This is a genomic window from Ottowia pentelensis (assembly GCF_964341695.1).
In genome coordinates this window covers 1,537,357-1,555,579 of sequence record NZ_OZ224513.1, presented here as the reverse complement: position 1 = coordinate 1,555,579, position 18,223 = coordinate 1,537,357, and the positions used below count along the sequence as shown (strand labels likewise).

23 protein-coding genes are annotated in these 18,223 nt (G+C 67.4%); 11 read left to right on the top strand and 12 right to left on the bottom strand.

Going from position 1 to position 18,223, the window contains the following annotated elements:
- Positions 1-36 precede the first annotated feature (36 nt).
- On the bottom strand, positions 37-708 hold the full coding sequence (locus ACWHMB_RS07520; protein WP_293221039.1) for a TetR/AcrR family transcriptional regulator: 672 nt from the start codon (positions 706-708) through the stop codon (positions 37-39).
- A gap of 113 nt (positions 709-821) precedes the next feature.
- Between ACWHMB_RS07520 and ACWHMB_RS07515 the strand changes: the two genes are divergently transcribed.
- The 7 genes from ACWHMB_RS07515 (at position 822) to ACWHMB_RS07485 (ending at position 4,770) form a co-directional block, all read left to right on the top strand.
- Positions 822-1,274 carry a VOC family protein gene (locus ACWHMB_RS07515; RefSeq protein ID WP_293221037.1) on the top strand — a complete coding sequence of 151 codons (453 nt, stop codon included), beginning with the start codon at positions 822-824 and terminating at the stop codon, positions 1,272-1,274.
- A 22-nt stretch (positions 1,275-1,296) separates the two neighbouring features.
- Positions 1,297-1,746 (top strand): SRPBCC family protein, encoded by a 450-nt coding sequence (locus tag ACWHMB_RS07510; RefSeq protein WP_293221035.1) that lies wholly within the window; start codon positions 1,297-1,299, stop codon positions 1,744-1,746.
- Positions 1,747-1,877: 131 nt separating this feature from the next.
- Complete coding sequence (locus ACWHMB_RS07505) at positions 1,878-2,528, top strand: dihydrofolate reductase family protein (protein WP_293221033.1); 651 nt, start codon at positions 1,878-1,880, stop codon at positions 2,526-2,528.
- 54 nt (positions 2,529-2,582) lie between these two features.
- Positions 2,583-3,068 carry a VOC family protein gene (locus tag ACWHMB_RS07500; RefSeq protein WP_377480314.1) on the top strand — a complete coding sequence of 162 codons (486 nt, stop codon included), beginning with the start codon at positions 2,583-2,585 and terminating at the stop codon, positions 3,066-3,068.
- A 22-nt stretch (positions 3,069-3,090) separates the two neighbouring features.
- The gene (locus tag ACWHMB_RS07495) at positions 3,091-3,804 is read left to right on the top strand and encodes a DUF899 family protein (protein WP_377480317.1); all 714 of its coding nucleotides are present in this window, start codon (positions 3,091-3,093) and stop codon (positions 3,802-3,804) included.
- Positions 3,801-4,340 carry a DUF4256 domain-containing protein gene (locus ACWHMB_RS07490; RefSeq protein ID WP_377480320.1) on the top strand — a complete coding sequence of 180 codons (540 nt, stop codon included), beginning with the start codon at positions 3,801-3,803 and terminating at the stop codon, positions 4,338-4,340. Before ACWHMB_RS07495 ends, ACWHMB_RS07490 begins: the two co-directional genes overlap by 4 nt.
- A 43-nt stretch (positions 4,341-4,383) precedes the next feature.
- Entirely contained in the window at positions 4,384-4,770 is a 387-nt protein-coding gene (locus ACWHMB_RS07485; protein ID WP_377480323.1) for a VOC family protein, read from the top strand.
- 59 nt (positions 4,771-4,829) lie between these two features.
- On the opposite strand, the gene ACWHMB_RS07480 is transcribed toward ACWHMB_RS07485, so the two are convergent.
- The 3 genes from ACWHMB_RS07480 to rlmB form a co-directional block, all read right to left on the bottom strand.
- Entirely contained in the window at positions 4,830-5,240 is a 411-nt protein-coding gene (locus ACWHMB_RS07480) for a hypothetical protein (RefSeq protein WP_377480326.1), read from the bottom strand.
- Positions 5,241-5,245: 5 nt separating this feature from the next.
- Positions 5,246-5,599, bottom strand: coding sequence for a hypothetical protein (locus ACWHMB_RS07475; RefSeq protein WP_377480328.1), 354 nt, complete (start codon positions 5,597-5,599; stop codon positions 5,246-5,248).
- 74 nt (positions 5,600-5,673) lie between these two features.
- Positions 5,674-6,411, bottom strand: a complete 738-nt coding sequence (gene rlmB / locus ACWHMB_RS07470) for a 23S rRNA (guanosine(2251)-2'-O)-methyltransferase RlmB (protein ID WP_377480331.1) — start codon at positions 6,409-6,411, stop codon at positions 5,674-5,676.
- Positions 6,412-6,477: 66 nt separating this feature from the next.
- Here rlmB and ACWHMB_RS07465 point away from each other — a divergent pair, with 66 nt between their 5' ends.
- The gene (locus ACWHMB_RS07465; protein WP_377480334.1) at positions 6,478-7,953 is read left to right on the top strand and encodes a phospholipase D-like domain-containing protein; all 1,476 of its coding nucleotides are present in this window, start codon (positions 6,478-6,480) and stop codon (positions 7,951-7,953) included.
- Positions 7,954-7,993: 40 nt separating this feature from the next.
- Here the strand turns inward: ACWHMB_RS07465 and ACWHMB_RS07460 are convergent, their stop codons facing one another.
- Positions 7,994-8,749, bottom strand: coding sequence for an ABC transporter ATP-binding protein (locus ACWHMB_RS07460; protein ID WP_377480337.1), 756 nt, complete (start codon positions 8,747-8,749; stop codon positions 7,994-7,996).
- A gap of 44 nt (positions 8,750-8,793) precedes the next feature.
- Between ACWHMB_RS07460 and ACWHMB_RS07455 the strand changes: the two genes are divergently transcribed.
- Positions 8,794-9,396, top strand: coding sequence for an arylesterase (locus ACWHMB_RS07455; protein ID WP_377480340.1), 603 nt, complete (start codon positions 8,794-8,796; stop codon positions 9,394-9,396).
- A gap of 58 nt (positions 9,397-9,454) precedes the next feature.
- Positions 9,455-10,513: a tRNA 2-selenouridine(34) synthase MnmH gene (gene mnmH, locus ACWHMB_RS07450; protein ID WP_377480343.1), complete on the top strand. Its 1,059-nt coding sequence runs from the start codon at positions 9,455-9,457 to the stop codon at positions 10,511-10,513.
- On the opposite strand, the gene ACWHMB_RS07445 is transcribed toward mnmH, so the two are convergent.
- The 6 genes from ACWHMB_RS07445 to ACWHMB_RS07420 all read right to left on the bottom strand — a co-directional run bounded on the left by ACWHMB_RS07445 (position 10,514) and on the right by ACWHMB_RS07420 (position 16,471).
- Positions 10,514-11,350: a DUF2189 domain-containing protein gene (locus tag ACWHMB_RS07445; RefSeq protein WP_377480346.1), complete on the bottom strand. Its 837-nt coding sequence runs from the start codon at positions 11,348-11,350 to the stop codon at positions 10,514-10,516. It lies immediately after the preceding gene.
- Positions 11,351-11,571: 221 nt separating this feature from the next.
- Complete coding sequence (locus ACWHMB_RS07440; RefSeq protein ID WP_377480348.1) at positions 11,572-12,765, bottom strand: PLP-dependent transferase; 1,194 nt, start codon at positions 12,763-12,765, stop codon at positions 11,572-11,574.
- A gap of 25 nt (positions 12,766-12,790) precedes the next feature.
- Positions 12,791-13,471: an ABC transporter permease subunit gene (locus ACWHMB_RS07435; protein ID WP_377480351.1), complete on the bottom strand. Its 681-nt coding sequence runs from the start codon at positions 13,469-13,471 to the stop codon at positions 12,791-12,793.
- Positions 13,472-13,482: 11 nt separating this feature from the next.
- Positions 13,483-14,220, bottom strand: a complete 738-nt coding sequence (locus tag ACWHMB_RS07430) for an amino acid ABC transporter permease (RefSeq protein ID WP_377480354.1) — start codon at positions 14,218-14,220, stop codon at positions 13,483-13,485.
- On the bottom strand, positions 14,217-15,149 hold the full coding sequence (locus tag ACWHMB_RS07425; RefSeq protein WP_377480358.1) for a glutamate/aspartate ABC transporter substrate-binding protein: 933 nt from the start codon (positions 15,147-15,149) through the stop codon (positions 14,217-14,219). The genes ACWHMB_RS07430 and ACWHMB_RS07425 overlap by 4 nt, the downstream gene beginning before the upstream one ends.
- A gap of 32 nt (positions 15,150-15,181) precedes the next feature.
- Complete coding sequence (locus ACWHMB_RS07420; RefSeq protein WP_377480361.1) at positions 15,182-16,471, bottom strand: hypothetical protein; 1,290 nt, start codon at positions 16,469-16,471, stop codon at positions 15,182-15,184.
- Positions 16,472-16,646: 175 nt separating this feature from the next.
- Between ACWHMB_RS07420 and ACWHMB_RS07415 the strand changes: the two genes are divergently transcribed.
- Positions 16,647-17,558, top strand: a complete 912-nt coding sequence (locus ACWHMB_RS07415; protein WP_377480364.1) for a LysR substrate-binding domain-containing protein — start codon at positions 16,647-16,649, stop codon at positions 17,556-17,558.
- A gap of 84 nt (positions 17,559-17,642) precedes the next feature.
- Here the strand turns inward: ACWHMB_RS07415 and ACWHMB_RS07410 are convergent, their stop codons facing one another.
- Positions 17,643-18,167, bottom strand: coding sequence for a phosphoribosyltransferase (locus tag ACWHMB_RS07410; protein WP_377480367.1), 525 nt, complete (start codon positions 18,165-18,167; stop codon positions 17,643-17,645).
- Between the last annotated feature and the right edge of the window lie 56 nt (positions 18,168-18,223).

Below are 18,223 nucleotides of genomic sequence, written 5' to 3'. Positions count from 1 at the left end.
GGCAAGGACTTGCGACGAGTGTCGAATTCTGGCCCATCAGGCCACCGCGTCGGCCAGCAGCCCGCGCTCCACCATCGCCACCTGGCGCTCGGCCAGCGCCAGGCGCGCCGGTTCGTCCAGCGCGCGCAGGGGGCCGTCGATCATCAGGAAGGCCATGCCATGCACGGCCGACCAGGCCATGAACTCGGCCCCCGGCCGGCGCTCCGGCGGCAGCAGGCCAGCCGCCACCATGGCATCCAGCGCGTCGCCCAGCAGCTCGAACGGATCGCGCCCGCTGGCGCCGCGCGGCGCCGGATCGTCCAGGGCGAACTCTTGCAGACCGAACGGCCGCGCGGCAAACGCGGTGCGAAACAAGCCCGGCTGCTGCCAGGCAAAGCGCAGGTAGCCGACGCCCACGCCACGCAGGGCCGCGCGCGCGCGCCAGCCGGCATCGCGCTCGCGGCGCGTGGCGGCGCTCACCTCGCGTTCGATCTCCTGTGCCAGCAGGGCCAGCGCGGCGGCGCGCACGGCGTCGAACAAGGCCTGGTGGCTGGCGAAATGCCGGTAGGCGGCGTTGGGCACCACGCCGGCGCGGCGCGTGGCCTCGCGCAGCACGACGGCGGTGGGCCCGCCTTCGCGCGCCAGTTCGACACCGGCATCCAGCAGGGCGCGGCGCAGGTCGCCATGCCGATAGGTGCGGCGCGCGCTTGATTTTGCGAGGTCCGACATTTGGAAACAGATCTTATGTGGACAGCGTCCAAATCCCTACGTAGCATAAGTGTACGGCGTCCACAATTTTTGCACCAGTGGGCACATTTCAATCCCTCACCGAGGACCCGGCCATGCAATTCATCCCCTACCTCAACTTCGATGGCAACTGCGCCGAGGCCTTTGCCTTCTATGCCAAGCTGTTTGGCGGCACCATCGTGTATCAGGGCACCTTCGGCGAGATGCCGGCGCAGCCCGGCATGCCGCCGCTGCCCGAGGCGGCGAAGAAGCGCATCATGCATGTGCACATGCAGGTGGGCACGCAATCGCTGATGGCGTCCGACACCATGCCCGTCGCGCCGGGGCAGGACCCGGCGATCTGCGGCGGCGGCTACCAGAAGCCGCAGGGCCTGTGGGTGTCGATCGGCGTCGCCGATACCACCGAAGGCCGGCGCGTGTTCGACGGCCTGGCGCAGGGCGGCGCAGTGGCCATGCCCTTTGCCAAGACCTTCTGGTCCGAAGGCTTCGGCATGGTGACCGACCGCTTCGGCACGCCGTGGATGGTCAACGTGGCCACGCAGGCTTGACCGGCGCTCACCGGGGATCAGCATGTCCGACGACCGCACCATCCGCCTGCACCGCGTGCTGCGCACCACGCCCGACAAGCTCTACCGCGCCTTCACCGAAGCGGACGCGCTGGCCAAGTGGCTGCCTCCGTACGGCTTCACCTGTCGGGTCCAGCAGCACGACGCGCGCGTCGGCGGTGGCTTCCGCATGTCCTTTCACAACTTCGGCAGCGGCAAGGGGCACTCGTTTGGCGGCGAATACCTGGAGCTGGTGCCGGGCGAGCTCATCCACTACACCGACCGCTTCGACGACCCGAACCTGCCGGGCGTGCTGGAAGTGAGCGTGCGGCTCAAGCCCGTGAGTTGCGGCACGGAGCTGGCCATCACGCAGTCCGGCATTCCGCAGGCCATTCCGCTGGAAGCGTGCTACCTCGGCTGGCAGGAATCGTTGGCGCAGCTGGCCCAACTGGTGGAGCCGGACATTCCGGGTTGAACGCGGGTGACGCAACCGGCCGTTCCCATCGAACGTGGCAAAGCACGGCCTGCAGACCCGCTCGCTTGCGCGGCGCGGCGGCTGCTGTTCAGCGCATGGCCCTCGAGTGGATTGAGAGAAGGTGCTTGATCATGTCCAAAGTACGTGTTGCCAGCTTCAGCATTTCGCTCGACGGCTACGGCGCCGGTCCCGACCAAAGTCTTGAAAATCCGCTGGGCATCGGCGGCAAGGATCTGCATGGCTGGTTCATCGGCACCCGCTGCTGGCAGCGCATGCAAGGTCAGGAAGGAGGCGAAGGCGGCGTCGACGACGACTTCGCCGCCCGCGGCTTCGCGGGCGTGGGCGCCTGGATCCTCGGGCGCAACATGTTCGGCCCGGTGCGCGGCCCTTGGCCGGACGACAGCTGGAAAGGCTGGTGGGGCGACAACCCGCCCTATCACGTGCCGGTGTTCGTGCTGACGCACCATGCGCGCGCACCCATCACGATGGCCGGCGGCACCACCTTTCACTTCGTCACCGGCGGCATCCACGACGCTCTGGCGCAGGCGCGCCGGGCCGCCGGCGATCTCGACGTGCGCATCGGCGGCGGCGCCGACACCATCCGGCAATATCTGCGCGCGCGGCTGATCGACGAGTTGCACCTGGCCGTCTCGCCAGTGCTGCTGGGCCGCGGCGAGCGGCTGTTCGACGACCTGGACATGCGCGCGCTGGGCTACGCGTGCGAACGCTTCACGGGCACGCCCAAGGCAGCCCACTTCGTGCTGGGCCGCACGCCCGCGTGATGTCCGGGCAGCCCAGCGCGCCAGGGCGCGCCAACTTCCACAAGGAGCCATGACATGAGCACTCCCGCCAAGAACACCATCTGCCTCTGGTTCGACCGCAATGCGGAAGAGGCGGCGCGCTTTTATGCGGCCACCTTCCCCGACTCGGCCGTCGGCGCGGTGCACCGCGCGCCAGGCGACTACCCCGACGGCAAGCAGGGCGATGTGCTGACCGTCGAGTTCACCGTGCTCGGCATCCCCTGCCTGGGGCTCAATGGCGGCCCCGTCTTCAAGCACAGCGAGGCGTTCTCGTTTCAGGTCGCCACCGTCGACCAGGCCGAGACCGACCGCTACTGGAATGCCATCGTCGGCAACGGCGGCCAGGCCAGCGCGTGCGGCTGGTGCAAGGACCGGTGGGGCCTGTCGTGGCAGATCACGCCGATCGCACTGACCCGCGCCTACACCAGCAGCGACCGGGCCGCCGCCAAGCGCGCCTTCGACGCCATGATGAGCATGGGCAAGATCGACGTCGCCGCCATCGAGGCGGCGGTGCGCGGTTGATCGAACGAAGGAGAACGCCACCATGAAAGACTCTGCCCGGCCGCCGGTCGTCGATCGCGCGGCGTGGGAACGTGCCCGCGCCGAACTGCTGGCCCGCGAAAAGGCCCACACGCGCGCCGGCGATGCGCTGGCCGCCGCGCGCCGGCGCCTGCCGATGACGCCCATGCCCGCCATCACCGTGGTCGGCGCCCAAGGCCCCGTTCCCCTGCACGAGGTGTTCGAGGGCCGGCGTCAACTGCTGGTCTACCACTTCATGTGGAAGCGCGGCGCGCCGCACGACAAGCAGTGCGAAGGCTGCACCCACAGTCAGGTCGCGATGGACACCGCTGTGCGCGCCTATCTGGCCGAGCGCGACGTGAGCTACGCCGTGTTCAGCCGTGGCCCCTGGCCCGAGCTTGCGGCCTACCGCGACTTCATGGGTTGGACGGCGCCCTGGTATTCGACGCAGGATTGCCAGGACGACGAGATGGCCACGCGCAACGGCGGCGACCTGCGCTGCTACCTGCGCGTGGGCAGCGAGGTCTTCATGAGCTATGAATCGACGCAGCGCGGCATCGAGGCGATGCTGCCCACGCTCCAGCTGCTCGACCTCACGCCCTACGGCCGGCAGGAAACGTGGGAAGACTCGCCCGCCGGCTGGCCGCACCAGGACGAAGCCGGATCCTGGTGGCGGCGGGACGGCCGTCCCGTGGCGCAGTGGACCCGCATCGCGGCAGCCAACGCCGACCAGCCATGACCAACCAGGAACGCGACAAGCTCCTGCGCGCGCTGCAGAACCGCTTCGACCAGCACCAGCGGCGCCATCCCGCCATCGCCTGGGCCGCGGTGCAGCAGCGGCTGCTGGGCCAACCCGAGGCGCTGCGTGCCCTGCACTGGATGGAAGGCACGGGCGGCGAGCCGGACGTGATCGCGCAGGACACGGGCGCCTGCGTGTTTGCCGACTGCTCGCCCGAGAGCCCGCCCGGGCGCCGCAGCCTGTGCTACGACCGTGCCGCGCTGGACGCGCGCAAGGCCAACAAGCCCGGCGGCAACGCCCTCGATACCGCCGCCGAGGCGGGGGTCGATCTGTTGAGCGAAGCGCTGTACCAGCACCTGCAGACGCTGGGCGAGTTCGACACCAAGACCCCCAGCTGGCTGCTGACCCCGTCGGGCGTGCGCAGCCGCGGCGGCGCGCTGTTCGGCGACCGGCGTTTCGGCCGCGTGTTCATCTATCACAACGGCGCCGAGTCCTACTACGCGGCGCGGGGTTTCCGCGCGTCGCTTCGGGTTTGATAGCGCCCGGCCCCATCCTCTCGCAATCCATCCGGAGTCCCACATGGCACACAATCCCGTCGTCTGGTTCGAAATCTACGTGCAGGACATGGCCCGCGCCCAGCGCTTTTACGAGGACGTGCTGCAGTGCAAGCTGCAGCCCCTGACCCCGCCCGACAGCGTGGCCGGCGGCACGAAGATGATGGCCTTTCCCATGGACATGGCCGCGCCCGGCACGGGCGGCATGCTGGTGCAGATGGCCGGCGTGCCCTCGGGCGGTGGCGGTACGCTGGTGTACTTCGGCTGCGACGATTGCGCCCTGCCGCAAGGCCGCGTGCTGGCCGCAGGCGGACGCATCGACAAGCCCAAGTTCGCGATCGGCCCCTACGGCTTCATCGCGCTGGTGGTGGACACCGAGGGCAACTGCGTCGGCCTGCATTCGATGCAGTGAGCCTGGAGGCGATGCTGGTCGGCGTCGTGGCCAAGATCGCACGCGGTCAGAGCGCGACCCTAAGAGAACCAGCGCAAAAACGCGGCAGCGGCCAGCGCGGTGGCACCCAGCGCCGCCAGCACGCGCCACCTCGCCGCGCCGCCCCCACCACCGGTCGCCGCCTGCGGGCGCAGCAGCGCCAGCGCCAGCAGCGCCACGGCCGTCAGCGCACACAGCAGCTTGAGCACCAGCGCGCCGATGGCGATGCCGTGGATGTCCGGCAACTGGCCGTAAAAATGGTAGCTGACCAGGCCGAACAGGCCGCCGCTGGCCAGCTGCAGCGCCCAGCCCGCCAGCGCCAGCCACAGCACGCCACGCGCACCCGCCGATTTGGCGGTGGCCAGCGCGTACAGCGGCGCGGCGACCACGATCACGGCGCCGAAGTTGTGGCCGACCTGGGTCAGCGCATAGGCGAGGTTTTGCCCGTCCAAGCCGGCTACTCGACGCTGACGGTCACGCAGCGCTGCAGCCCGATGGGCACATGCGCCTTGTTGGCGACCTTGATGCAGATCTCGTGCGTGCCGGCGGCCAGCGTCTCCAGCGTGTAGCTGCCCTTGAGCTGGCGCAGGATGCCCGTTTCCTTGCCGTCCACGTAGACGTGCACGTGGTCGCCGCCCGGGCCGGGCACCACGGCGTACACCAGCTTGTTCTGGTTCATCGCGTCCAGCTTGGCGCCGTCCTTGGGCGAGTCGATGGTGATGGAGCCCTCGGCCGCCAGGGCGGCCGGCGCCAGCCAGGCAGCGCCCGACATCAACGCGAGCAAAAGAGTGAAGGCAGGCAGGCGGCGCATGGCAGCTCCAGTCGGACGGGGGGATGGCCCCAGCATACCGCGCGACGCCGGCACGCGCCAGGCGCGGCCAGCGATCAGCCCCCGCGCTGGCGCCGCGCCTCGTACAGGCACACGCCGCTGGCCACCGACACGTTCAGGCTTTCCACCGCGCCCTGCATGGGGATGCGCACCAGCGTGTCGCAGGTCTTGCGCGTGAGCTGGCGCAGGCCCGGCCCCTCGGCGCCCAGCACCAGGGCGGTGGGCACCTTCAGGTCGGCCGCATACAGGCTTTGCTCGGCCTCGCCGGCGGTGCCGATGACCCAGATGCCGCGCTCCTTCAGCTCGTTCAGCATGCGCGCCAGGTTGGTGACCATGAAGTACGGCATGGTCTCGGCCGCGCCGCTGGCCACCTTGGCCACGGTGGCGTTGATGCCCGCCGCGTGGTCCTTGGGCGCGATCACGGCGTGCGCACCCGCGCCGTCGGCCACGCGCAGGCAGGCGCCCAGGTTGTGCGGGTCGGTCACGCCGTCCAGCACCAGCAGCAGCGCGGGCTCCGTCAGGTCGTCCAGCAGTTCGTCCAGCGTGCGCCCGCCTTCCAGCGCCTGCACGCGCGCCACCACGCCCTGGTGCCCCACCCCGCCGGCCAGCCGCGCCAGGCGCGCCGCATCGGCCTCGATCACGCGCACGCCGGCCTCGGCTGCGCGGCTCAGAAACTGCTTCATGCGCGCGTCGCGCCGCGTGGGGTCGACGTAGACCTCGACGATGGAGGCGGGCGCGGTCTTCAGGCGCACGCCCACGGCATGAAAACCGAACAGGACTTTGGGGGCAGACATCGGGCGATTATCGACGCCGGCCCGTCATCAACACTCAGGCATGATCGGCCCACCCCACTGCCCGCCATGCTGCACCTGCCCCACATCTCGCCCCTGGAGCACAGCGCCTTCGTCGCGGCCGGCCTGCTGACCTACATCGTGGTCACGCGCGTGCGCCGCCAGCGCCGCCACCCCTATGCCGCCATGGCCTGGGTGCTGGGCATCGCGGCCTTTCCCTATCTGGGCCTGCCGCTGTTCCTGATCTTCGGCACGCGCAAGCTGATCCGCCCCGCCACGCGCCGCCAGCCAGCCCCCACCGGCCCCTGGGCGCACGCCGTGCCGCTGTGGACGCGGCGCCTGCTGGCCGCGGTGGGCGTGGCCGCTGCCCAGCCGCAGGCCAGCGTGCGCTTCGACGCCGACGGGGCCGCCGCGCTGGAGCGGCTGCGCGCGCTGATCGCCGGCAGCCGCCACACGCTGGACGTATGCACCTACGTGCTGGGCGACGACGAGGTGGGCGCCACCGTGGCCGCCGACCTGGCCGAGCGCGCGCGCGCCGGCGTGCGCGTGCGCCTGCTGCTGGACAGCATCGGCAGCCTGAAGAGCGCGCACAGCCACGACGCGCTGCTGAAGGCGGCCGGCGTGCACACGCGCATGTTCGTGCCCGCGCTGGGCATTCCGGGGCGCGGGCGCGCCAACCTGCGCAACCACCGCAAGCTGGTGGTGGCCGACGGCGCGCGCCTGTGGGGCGGCGGGCGCAACATCGCCAACGAATACTTCATCGGCCGCGTGGGCGAGCCGGCCTGGCTGGACCTGAGCTTCGTCGCCTGTGGCCCGCTGGCGGCGCAGGCGCAGGCGCTGTTCGAGAACGACTGGCGCATCGCGCGCGGCGTGCGCAAGGCGCCGCGCCTGGACTATGCCCAGCGCCTGGCGCGGCGCGAGGCGGAGTCGGGCGTGCACGCGGGCGCCACCCCCGATGCCGCCACCGCCGCACCCGCCCCCGCGCCCACCATCGCCACCCCCGCCCTGCCCCCGCTGGCGCAATGGGTGCCCAGCGGGCCCGACTTTCACGAAGACATCCTGCACGCGCTGCTGGTCTCGGCCATCTTCCACGCCGAGCGCCGCCTGCTGCTGGCCACGCCCTACTTCGTGCCCGACGAGGGCTTGCTGGAGGCCCTGCTGCTGGCCGCGCGCCGCGGGCTGCAGATCACCCTGGTCATCCCCGAGCGCTCCAACCACCGGCTGGCCGACTGGGCGCGCGGGCGTGCGCTGCGCGAGCTGGCCGCCGCTGGCGCCGACGTGCGCCTGCTGCCCGGCATGCTGCACGCCAAGGCGGTGGTGGTCGACGAGGTGCTGGCCCTGTGCGGCTCGGCCAACCTGGACAGCCGCAGCCTGTTCATCAACTACGAGGCCATGGCCGCCTTCTACGGCCCGGCCGAGATCGACTGGCTGGGCAACTGGATCACCGAGACCGCCCAGCGCGGCCAGCGCGCCTCGGCCCGGCCGCCCAGCTGGTGGCGCGACATCGGCGAGGGGCTGGTGGCCACGGTGGGTTTTCAGCTCTGACGACCCGTTTCAAGCCAAATACGGCTGCAGCGCCCGCCGATCAAGCGCGGGCAGCTACGGTATCGATAGTATTTCCGGGCATCCGGCTGTCCTGCGCGATGCGCCCGGCCTCCACCGTCAGCACGCGCTGGCAGCGCGCGGCGATGGCCCGGTCGTGCGTCACCAGCACCAGGGTGGTGCCCAGCTCGCGGTTCAGCTCGAACATCAGCTCCATCACCGTCTCGCCGGTGGCGAAGTCCAGGCTGCCCGTGGGCTCGTCGGCCAGCAGCACGGCCGGGTGCACCACGAAGGCGCGCGCCAGCGCCACGCGCTGCTGCTCGCCGCCCGACAGCAGCTTGGGGTAGTGGCGCAGGCGCTGGGCCAAGCCGACGCGCGCCAGCATCTCGCCGGCCTGGGCGCGCGCGTCGCGGCGGCCGGCCAGCTCCAGCGGCAGCATCACGTTTTCCAGCGCGGTCAGGTTGCCCAGCAGCTGAAAGCTCTGGAACACGAAGCCGATCTGCTGGGCGCGCACCGCCGCGCGCGCGTCCTCGTCCACCGCGAACAAATCCTGCCCGGCCAGCCGCACGGTGCCGCGCGTGGGCGTGTCCAGCCCGGCAATGATGGACAGCAGCGTGCTCTTGCCCGAGCCCGAGGCGCCGACGATGGCCACAGTCTCGCGCGCGGCCAGCTCGAAGTCGATATCGCGCAGAATATCCAGGGTGCCGGTGGAGTCGGTGACCGACTTGAAGACATGCTCCACCGCGATGATGGGCGCGCTGGCCGCGCCGGGCGGATGTTCCGCAGACTGATCCGTCATGTATCTAAGGGCCATTTGATTTGATTCGACGACACTTTATCCGCTTGGCGCTGGCCGCCCCCGCAGCAAAGGCCCTGGCGGCCGCCAATCCCCCCGTGATCCTGGTGCTGGGCGACTCGCTGAGCGCCGAATACGGCATTGCCCGCGGCAGTGGCTGGGTGGCGCTGCTGCAGCACAAGCTGGCGGACGAGAAGATCGCCGCGCAGGTGGCCAACGCCAGCATCTCGGGCGACACCACGTCCGGCGGCCGCGCACGCCTGCCCGCCTTGCTGAAGAAGCACCACCCCGCCGTGGTGGTGATCGAGCTGGGCGGCAACGACGCGCTGCGCGGCCTGCCGCTTGCGATGACCGAGGCCAACCTGAACGCCATGACGCAGGCCGCGCAGCAGGCCGGCGCCAAGGTGCTGCTGGCGGGCATGCAGCTGCCGCCCAATTACGGCGCGCAGTACGGCCAACGCTTCGAGGCGCTGTTTGCCCAGGTGGCGCAGGCGCACCAGGCGGCGCTGGTGCCCTTCCTGCTCAAGGGCGTGGCCGACGGGCCCGACCCGACCCGGCTGTTTCAGCCCGACCGCATCCACCCCGTGGCCGCCGCGCACCCCATCATCCTGGGCAATGTGTGGCCCACCTTGAAGACCTTGCTGCCATGAGCGCGCCGGGCCGCTCCCAAGCGCGAACCCCGCAGCGCGTAGCGCGGAGGGTGCTCCAATGAGCGTGCACCGCATCGCGGCCGGCGAGGCGCTGGCGCGGCTGGACGGCTTCGACACCGTCATCGACGCACGCAGCGAAAGCGAGTTCGCGCTCGACCACCTGCCCGGCGCCGTCAACTGGCCCAGCCTGCACGACGACGAGCGCGCGCGCGTGGGCACGCTGTACGTGCAGGTCAGCCCGTTCGAGGCGCGCAAGCTCGGCGCCGCGCTGGTGGCGCGCAACATCGCCGCGCACATCGAGCAACACTGCATCGACAAGCCCAAGGGCTGGCAGCCGCTGCTGTACTGCTGGCGCGGCGGCCAGCGCAGCGGCGCGCTGGCGCTGGTGCTGGGGCAGATCGGCTTTCGCGTGCACCTGATCGAAGGCGGCTACAAGGCCTTTCGCGCCGCCATGCTGGCCGACCTGCCGGCGCGCATCGAGCCGCTGTCCTTTCACGTCATCTGCGGCCCCACCGGATCGGGCAAGACGCGCCTGCTGCACGCGCTGGCCGCCGCCGGCGCGCAGGTGCTGGACCTGGAGGGCCTGGCGCGGCACCGCGCCTCGGTGCTGGGCGCCATCCCCGGCGTGCCGCAGCCGACGCAAAAGCACTTCGAGATGTGCGTGTGGGACGCCCTGCGCGCGCTGGTCGCCACGCGGCCGGTGTATGTGGAGGCCGAGAGCAAGAAGGTCGGCAACCTGACGCTGCCCGAGCCGCTGATCGCCGCCATGCGCGCCAGCGCCTGCCTGCGCGTGGAGCTGGCCGAGGACGAGCGCGTGGCCCTGCTGCTGGAGGACTACCCCTTCTTCGTCAGCGACCCCGCCTATTTCGGCCAGCGCCTGGACACCCTGGTGGCGCTGCGCGGGCGCGCCGTGGTCGACGGCTGGAAGGCGCAGATCGCCGCCGGCCGCACCGAGGCCGTGGTGCGCGAGCTGCTGGAAAAGCACTACGACCCCGGCTACGCCAGCTCGACGCGGCGCAACTTCGCGCGCTTCGAGCAGGCGCGCGTGGTGCGGCTGCGCGATCGCTCGGCGGCGGCGATGGCCGAGGCCAGCGCTGAAATTCTGGCCGCCGGGTGATCAGTCGGCGCCGGCTGCCGCCGGCGGCTCCTGCCAGCGCACCGCGCCGCGATACGCGTGCCAGCTGGCATGGCCCAGCACGGGGCCGACCACCAGCAGGCCCGCGCCCCAGGGCAGCAGGGCGACGGCCACCAGCAGGGTGATCAGAAAGCCCCACCACAGCAGGGTGACGGGGTTGGCCGCCACCACGCGGATGCTGGTGATGACGGCCGAGATGGCGTCGGTGCCGCGGTCCAGGATCATCGGGATCGACACCACGGCGGTGGCGTAGACCAGCAGCGCGAACAACCCGCCGACCAGGGCGTAGACCATCACGAACTCCATGTTCTCGGGGTTGAAGATGGCGCGGATGACGCCGGTGGTGGACGGCATGCCGGTGTAGAAGAACACCGCGAACACCACCAGCGAGGCGCGCCCCCACAGCAGCTCCAGCACGATCAGCACCAGCACCAGCAGCGCCAGGCTGCGCAGGTGCGGCTCCCAGCAGGTGGCCGAGGCGCCCAGCGTGGGCGGCTGGCCTGCCTCGCGCCGGCGGCTGACCTCGTACAGGCCCATGGCCAAAAACGGCCCCAGCAGCAGGCAGCCCGAGGCGATCGACATCACGTATTCGGGCCGGTTGCGAAACACCAACCCCAGCACCAGCGCCATGCCCCAGAAGCACGCGCCGTAGAACAGGCCGATGCCCGGCGCCGCCCTGAAGTCGGCCCAGCCGGCGCGCAGCCAGCGCAGCGGATCGAGCAGGCCCAGCGGCTGCATGAGGGCCTGCGGCACCGTGGACGGCGGCGGCACGTAGGGCTGGTAGGCGGCGGGCTCGGCCGGGGGCTCGGGTTCGGTCATGGCGCGGCACGATAGGGGCAAAACCATGCTCGCTCAATGGGGACTGACCCCAACCCTTCGCGCCGACTGCGCCGTCGCTGTACTGGACTTCACCCCCTCTCCCTCTGGGAGAGGGTTGGGGTGAGGGCCACGCGCTGCAGACCTTGTGTAGATTTTAATCGAATCAGCCTATGGCGCCCGTCAATCCAGCGCTGATAGCTATAAATTCTATAGTATCGACATCAAATACCGAAGGCCCGTTGCGCCGCCTGCGCCAGGTCGGCCTGCAGGTCGGCCACTGCCTCGAGGCCGGCGGAAAAGCGCACCACCGTGCCGCGCGCCAGGTGCGCCGGCCAGCCGCGGGCGCGGATGGCGGCCAAGTCGTAGGGCACCACCAGGCTGATCGGGCCGCCCCAGCTGTAGCCCAGCCGGAACAGGCGCAGGCCATCGCAAAAGGCATCGACTTGCGATTGGGTGTAACGGGCGTCGACCATCACGCTGAACAGGCCGGCCGCCGCGCCGCACACCTGCTGCCAGTGGGCGTGGCCGGGGCTGCCGGCCAGCGCCGGGTGCAGCACCTGGGCAAACACCGGCTGCTGCGCGCACCAGCGCGCCAGCTGGCGCGCCGCCTGGTCCTGCGCGTGGTAGCGCAGCGCGATGCTGGGCAGCGCGCGCAGCAGCGTCTCGGTGTCGCCGGCGCTGACGCCGAAGCCCAGGCGCATGTGCGTCAGCAGGATGCGGCGATGCAGCGCCTCATCGCGCGTCACCACGCTGCCCATCAGCACGTCGCCGCCGCCGCTGGGGTATTTGGTCAGGGCGTGCACCGACACGTCGACGCCCAGGCCCTGGCCGTCCAGGTCGAAGGGGTTGAAGGCCAGGCCGGCGCCCCAGGTGTTGTCGAGCACGCAGGTCACGCCGCGCGCGTGGCACAGGCGCACCTGCTCCAGCAGATCGGGAAACTCCAGCGTGATCGAGCCGGCGGCCTCCAGCCACACCAGGCGCGTGCGCTCGTTGATGCGCGCGGCCAGGTCGGCCACGTTCATGGGGTCGTAGTACTGGTGCGTGATGCCCCAGCCGGCCAGCTCGCCCTCGGTCAGCGCCTTGTTGGGGCCGTAGGCGTTGTCGGGGATCAGCACCTCGTCGCCGGTCTTGAGCAGCGCCAGCGAGGCGCAGGCCACCGCCGCCAGGCCGCTGGGCAGCAGCACGGCATGCTTGCCGTGCTCCAGCGTGGCGATGCGCTCTTCGAGCGTGAAGCTGCTGGGCGTGCCGTGCAGGCCGTAGGTGTAGCCGCTCTTGTCCTTCCAGTCGCGCGTGCGCATGGCCGCGACGTTGGGAAAGAAGACCGTGGAGGCCTTGTGCAGCGCCGGCAGCGGGGCGTCGAAGCCGGCGGGGGGCTGATAAGGGTGGTGGATGAGCTGGGTGGTCGGGTCGGTCATGCACCGATGGTAGTGCAGTGACCGCCTAGGCTTGGCGCAATCGAAGCTGCACCAGCTTGACCATGCCACTGAGCGTGACGCAGATCACCCAGTAGACAAGCCCGGCAAAAAGAAGCATCTGGACCACCGTGCCGTCCCGCTCGCCGATGCGAACGGCGTTACTGAAAAAATCCCCCAGGGCGATGACGTAAACCAGCGAGGTATCCTGAAAAATCACGATGCATTGGGTCAGGATGATGGGCAGCATGGCTCGAAAGGCCTGGGGCAGGATGATGTGGCGAAAGGCCTGCAACGTGGTCATACCCAGTGATCGGGCGGCCTGAAACTGACCTACGGGCAATCCCAGAATGCCAGCACGAATGATTTCGGCGAAGAACGCGGCTTCCAGCATGGAGAAGGCAACCATGGCGGAAACCAGCCGTATGTCGACGCTCGGCGACAGGTCGAAGATTGATTTGAGTAGTTGCGGCACGATCAGAAAGAACCACAGCAGCAACATCACCAGAGGAATCGAGCGAAACAGGGTGACGTAGGCGCGCGCGAAGGCGTTGAGCGCCCGCACGCGAACCACGGCGCAAACGGCGAGCAGCGTGCCCAGGGCAATGCCGCATGCAATGGCCACCAGAGTGACCTTCAGCGTGATCCAGGCGCCTTCGGCCAGGATGGCCCGCGCATCCCACAGTGAGGCAAAGTCGAATTGCAGCAAGTTGTGAGCCCCTATTCGCCCATCAAACCTGGGCGGGCAGTCAGCCGACGAACCCAGTTCATCAGTTGCAGGATCACCACGTTCAAAATCACGTAGGCCAGCGTAACCATGATGAACGACTCGTAGGGCTGGGCGGTGTAGTCGACCAGTTGCCGCGCCTCACCACTCAGTTCGAGCAAGCCGATCGTCGAGGCGACGGCTGAATTCTTCGAAATGATCAGAAACTCGGAAGTCAGCGGCGGCAAGATGCGGCGAAACACCTGCGGCAGGATGATGTGGCGATATGTCTGCGCTACCGTAAAACCGACCGCCCGCGCAGCCTGAACCTGACCCTTGTCCAGCGCCTGAATGCCGGCACGCAGTTGTTCGCAGATTCGGGATCCGGTGTAGACCCCCAGTGCAAACACCGACGTGACGAAAAACTGGATGGCCGGATCGATGCTCTTGATCGCGTCTCCCATGGACCGTGGCAGCAGTTCCGGCACCACGAAGTACCAGATAAAAAACTGCACGATCAGCGGCACGTTTCGAAAAATTGAAACGTAACCCATCCCGACGAAGCGGGGAACCCGCCCCGGCAGCGTCCGCATGACCCCGAACAGCGTACCGAAGATCAAGGCAATGATCCAGGCCAGCAGCGTGAGCGCCGCCGTGATCAGAAAGCCATGAACAATCCAGCCGAGGTAGGTCGAGTTCTCACCGGTTGCGACCTCCTGCAGCAGGATCGGCCAGTTCCAGTGGTAATTCATTTCGCCTCAGGGTCGATCTTGTCGTTCGGATGTGCAAACAGGTGTTGCATGGCCTGCGACATCGGGAAATCCAAATTTAGGTTCTTGGGCGGGATTGGGCTCATGAACCATTTCTTGTAGATCGCCTCGCCCTTGCCCGAGGTCTCGGTCTGCGCAATGACATCGTCCAGCAGGTGCTTCATCGGGGCGTCGCCCTTGCGAACCATGCAGCCATAAGCCTCATAGGACTGGGGCGTGCCGGTGATCACGTAATCTTGCGGATTGCTGGTCTTGGCGCGCTCACCCGCCAACAGAGCATCGTCCATCATCATTGCCTTGGCCCGACCCGTGGACAAGGTGAGGAAGGACTCGGCGTGATCCTTGGCGCTGATGATGCGCATGCCCATGTTTTGATCCGCATTGAGCTTGCGTAGCAGGATCTCCGACGTGGTGCCCGCGCCGACCACGACGTTCTGGCCCTTGAGATCGCCAAAGTCCTTGATGCCGGAGTCCTTCTTCGCCATCAAGCGTGTGCCGATGATGAACAGGCTGTTGGAAAAATCAACCTGCTGGGCGCGCGAGGCATTGTGCGTGGTCGTGGTGCACTCGAAGTCGATCGTGCCGTTCTGCAGCAACGAGATCCGGTTTTGCGACGTGATCGGCAACCAGCGCACCTTCAGGTCTGGCGCATTGACCTGCTGTCGAATGCGCTCCAGCACCAGATTCGCGAAATCAATCGAATAGCCGATTGGCTGCTTGGCATCGTTGTAGTAAGAAAATGGAATCGACGCTTCGCGAAAACCCACCACCACGATGCCATCGTCCTTGACCTTCTTGAGCGTTCCCGAAAGGTCGGCCGCCAAGGCGATCGATGGGGCGATACCAGAAATCAGGGCAAGCGCCACGATATTTCGAATGCGGCGCTCAACTTTGGACAAGACAGGCTTCATGTTTATCTCCTTCGGTTTGGGTGTGGGATGGTTCAACGGGAATCGACCAGGGTACTGACGTCGATGACGTACATCTGGCGTTCGTGCTCATGCACCGAATCGATGCATACCTGACGACCGTCCCGGCTCCAGCGCGGATGCAGGTCGCAGCGGTTTTCCTTGCGCAGCCCTGGGTCGGTGTAGAAGCTGCCCAGTTCGTGGAGAACCCGCTGATCGCAGTCGTACAGGATCAGGAGCCGTTCATTGGTATGGGGGTCGGGATAGGTATCGGTGAGCAACCAGCGCGGATTGACCGGCGAGTAGGTCATGTGGCCGTTCTCGGTCAGGATGCCATCGCCAATGATCTCCACAGCTCCACCATCGGCGTCGGTATACAGGTGGTAGTGAATACTGCCGTCGTGCGGCCCCCAGACAATGATGTGGCTATCGTCGCGCCACAAAGGATGTGAGATCTGGTACTCCGATTTTTCATAGTCGTAGGTCCCCACGGCTGTCGGGTCGAAGTCGTCGGCGAGTTGAGGCAGCGGGTGGTCGGAACACTCCAGCAGGCGCATGTTGCGGCCATCGGGGTCCATCGTGATCAGACGATGCAAGAAGCACGTCTCATCCTCAACACGCTCCGTCCAGCGATGCAGAAACAGCACCCGCGACGAGGAAGGGTTGATCTCGATGTGGCTGACCCAGTGCAGCGCCTTGTCCATCGAGGGCCGATGGTTGAAATTGCGCAGATCGGCGTAGCTCACCAGCAGTTGGGTCGCGCCCGTCTCGAGGTCGACGCGATGAATGCCGTCGTCCGCCGGATAAAGAGGCAAATCCCGGCGCTTGCCGAATCGCTCACAATAGCCAATCGTCTCGTGCGTGACGTACAAGCGGCTGTAGTCCACGCTGAGCGCATAGCGGCTGTTGGGCGCCGCCACGTAGATGGGAGTGTCGATCTGGTAGGTTTCGCCCGTATCCAGGTTGTGAATCGCAGCACCGAATCCGGGGTAGATCCCACCCGAGGTATCGCGACGTACGTTGTAGATGAACTGTCGACCGGGTCGCCCTTCGAGCCATTGAAGCTGGCAGCCCATTTGCCAGTTCCAAGCGGTCGTTACCCCGCATGCGTGAAAGCGGTCGCCATCTCGGGTGTCGAAATAGCCGACCTGTGCCCGCATGTCGGGAGTGAGGTCGGCCGTCATGCAATCAACTTGGTTGGCCAGTACCAAGCGATCGTCCAGGTCCCACACCGTCTTGTCGTAGTAGCCGAAAAAGTGATGCAAGGGGCCTTGGCCCAGACGCCGGATGGGGTAGCGCGCAGCCAGATTCTTCGATTGAGTCATGGGTTTCGAGAGCAAGAAATTTCCGACAAACCACTCATGCGGAGCCGGTCAGAATTAATTCTAGGAATCGATATCGATATAAGATAATTCTTATTTCTGTGTGATCTATTCACTTTCGATATATATACAAACCTGATCGGCGACACCGATCCGTCTTGGCAATCCTTTCAAGGGCATGACCCGTTCGCTCAACTTCCAGCAGATCCAAGCCTTCAAGGCCGTCATGGAATCGGGTACTACCACGCGTGCCGCCCAGATGCTGAACACCACCCAGCCCTCGATCAGCCGGCGGCTGGCGGAGTTGCGCCAGGCCACGGGCCTGGAGTTGTTCGATCTCCACAACGGGCGCCTGCGTCCCACGCGTGAAGGCCAGCAGTTGTACCGATCGGTGCGGCAGCACTTCGAAGGGCTGGAGCACATTGAAACCGCGGTGCGGGTGCTACGGAAATCCGGCACGGGCGTCTTGCGTATCGGCAGCACACCGACCTTGGCGGCTGGCTTGCTGCCCCGAGTCATCGCTCCGTTCATGCGACAGCACCCAAGCATCTACATCAACCTGCAGACGCATGGAACCCCGCAACTCAAGGAGTACTTAAGCCAGGGGCTGCTGGACTTCGTCCTGACCACCGGACACATCGAGCACAGCGACGTCATCACGACTACGCTGCTGCAGACGCACGCAGTCTGCCTGCTGCCACGAGAGCACACGCTGACGCAGTGCAACGCCCTGAAACCCGATCAGCTACGCACTCAGCGCCTGATCCTGCTGGACGAGAACGACGACATCATGATCGCCATGCGGGAGCATCTTCAGTTACAGCCCGGACACGCGGACCTGGCCGTGGAGACCAATTCGTCACTGACGATTTGCGCGCTGGTGGCCGCAGGGGTCGGCGTAGGTGTTGTCAATCCGTTCGTCGCCAACGCCTTCGCCGATCAGTTGGTGGTCCGGCAGCTTCATCCACCCATTCCGGTCACGGTCACCCTCATGCGCGCTGCGGCCTTGGCCCCCTCGATGCTCGCAAGCCGCTTCGTGGAAATGTTGACCGCTCAATCGTGGTCGGATCTCGCTGATCCCACGAAATAAGTCGAGGTATCACGAACCATCCCAACCCCATTCGCATCAGGTTGCAACGGGCCACGTGCGCCAGCAGCCGCGCACCCTGCTATCTCAAACCTTCCACTTGGCCAGCAATTTGTCGGGCGACATGCCGTCGTAGCCCTCGAAGGGCTGGTGGATCCAGGGGTTGGTGGGCAGGTGCTCGACCGAATAGTCGGCCTCGAAGCTGGACGTGCCCTTGGTCCAGATGACGGCGGTGCGCAGCTCGGTGATCGGCTGGTAGTTGGTGCGCAGGCGCGCGACCACGGCCTGCAGCGTGACGCCGGTGTCGGCCAGGTCGTCGACCAGCAGCACCTTGCCGGCGATCTGGCCCTGCGGCGTGGTGATGTAGTGGGCGATGTCCAGATGGCCCTGCACGGTGCCCTCCTCGGCGCGGTACGAACTGGTGGACATGATGGCCAGCGGCACGTCGAAGATGCGAGAGAGCACGTCGCCCGGCCGCATGCCGCCGCGCGCCAGGCACAGGATGGTGTCGAAGCGCCAGCCCGACTGGTGCACCTTGATCGCGAGCTTTTCGATCAGGTCGTGGTATTCGTCGTAGCTCACGTACAGGTGCTTGCCGTCTTCGGTCAACATGCCGGTAACTCCTCGATTGATAGCTGATTGCGCAGGTGTATCGCGGGCCAGAGCCC